The organism is Hoyosella sp. YIM 151337 (genome assembly GCF_026041215.1).
Classification (GTDB): Bacteria; Actinomycetota; Actinomycetes; order Mycobacteriales; family Mycobacteriaceae; genus Hoyosella.
Map to the genome: position 1 here is coordinate 1 of NZ_JAPEIQ010000029.1, position 1,884 is coordinate 1,884.

2 protein-coding genes are annotated in these 1,884 nt (G+C 66.2%); both read right to left on the reverse strand.

The annotated features are described in order from the left end of the window. The coding region (locus ONR57_RS15015) for an ATP-binding protein (RefSeq protein WP_265124331.1) at positions 1–547 on the reverse strand (547 nt) is incomplete at its 3' end. Continuing rightward, the gene (gene istA / locus ONR57_RS15020) at positions 547–1,794 is read right to left on the reverse strand and encodes an IS21 family transposase (protein WP_265124332.1); all 1,248 of its coding nucleotides are present in this window, start codon (positions 1,792–1,794) and stop codon (positions 547–549) included. The genes istA and ONR57_RS15015, both read right to left, overlap by 1 nt. Positions 1,795–1,884: the final 90 nt, after the last annotated feature.

The following is a 1,884-nucleotide window of genomic DNA, read 5'->3' on the forward strand; positions in this document are numbered from 1 at the left end:
ATCCCACTTCGTCGATGATCAGCAACGGATAGCGGCCAAGGCGGATCAATTCCTGCTGGAGCCGTCCGGCGTGGTGCGCGTCGGCAAGGCGGGCGACCCATTCGGACGCGGTGGCGAACAGGGTGCGGTATCCGGCCTGGCAAGCGCGCAGTCCGAGCCCTATGGCGAGATGTGTTTTGCCGGTACCGGGCGGGCCCAGAAAGACAACGTTGTCGCGGGCAGCAGCGAAGTCAAGGGTGCCGAGGTGCGCGATCACCTCCCGGGATAATCCGCGGGCATGGTCAAAATCGAACTCCTCGAGACTTTTCCGGGACGGGAACCTGGCCGCACGTATACGGCCCTCACCGCCGTGGGCTTCCCGAGCGGCGACTTCGCGCTGCAGGCACGCGGCCAGATATTCCTCATGGGTCCAGTTCTCGGTCCGGGCGCGATCGGCAAGCCGGGCAACGCATTCGCGCAATGTGGGGGCTTTCAGTGCCCGGGTCAGATAGGCGAGCTCCGCGGTGAGATCCCGGGCCGTACTGGCGGGGCTGGTGCGGCCAGTCATCAGATCACGTCCTCGCCGAGCCCGAATACGGTGTCATAGTCGCTGAGCGGCCGCTGCTCCACCTCGCCCACCGGCACGGGCGGGCTCACCTGGCCGATAACGCTCAGCCGCGCCCGGCGCAGGGCCACAGCGGCCTCGGCGTGTTCCGGGTCGGTGATGGATTGGTGCTTCGCCCAGCACCGCCGATGCCGGGCCACCACGCGGCCCTCGCTGAACACGTCAACCCACTCCAGGGTCGCGACGATCTCGATGCGCCGCCCGACCACCGCAGGGTGCACCGAATAATCGTTCGAGTCGACCCGCACGTAGTAGTCACGCGGCAGCCGCTGTGAGCGCCGAATCCCAGTCACCGGCGGCACCGGCGGCAGAGTGAGCATCGCGGCACGATCGGCCTCGATCCGGTCCGCGGGACGGCACCCCAGAACCCGCATCCGCCGGACGTTCGCTTTCACCAGCCAATGGGCCAGCTGCCGGTTGAAATCGTCCGGGCCCGTAAAACACCGGCCCGGCAGAAACGACGTCTCCAGATACTGATTCGCCCGCTCAACCAGACCCTTCGCTTCCGGATCCGCGGGCCTACAGACCAGCACCTTCGCACCAAGAGTGCCGCGGAACCCTTGACATTCCGCGGTCAGTTCGGGTTTCCCGCGCCGCCACCGCCCGACCGCGCCCTCACCGTCCCACACCAAGGTTTTCGGAACCCCGCCGAGCTCCTCGAACAGGCTCCACCACCCTGCGAACAGATCGGTGGCTTCCCGCGACGGCAGTAAACGCGCCGAAAGCCACCTCGCGTACCCCGACACCATCACCAGCACCGGAAGTTCCTGGGCCGTACGGAACTGTCCATACGCCACCGGCATCCGCACATCAGGAAACCAGAAATCGCATTGCGCCAGCTCGCCCGGCTCATACGCGGTACGCGTGCACGGATCCGGCGGCAGATACAGCGGCCGCAGCTCACGCACCCGGTCCTGCAAAACCCGGATCGACCGCTGCCACCCGATCCGCTCCGCGATCACCGTCGCAGGCATCGACGGCCACGCCGCAAGCAGCTCACGAATTCGCGGCTCGACCACATCCACCGCCGACCCCCGCCGCGGCCGCTGATACCTCGGCGGTCCATCACTACGCAACGCCGACTTCACCGTGTTCTTCGAACACCCCATCATCCGGGCGATCGCCTTAATAGGCACACCCTCACCACGATGAAGCCGCCTGATCTCAGCCCAGTCCTCCACAGACAACACCCGCTTCCTCCTGACCTCGACTGAGATCAGGGTCCCCGGGGGTCAAAATTCAACTGCCGACAGGGGGTCAGTATTCACCTGCCGTCGACA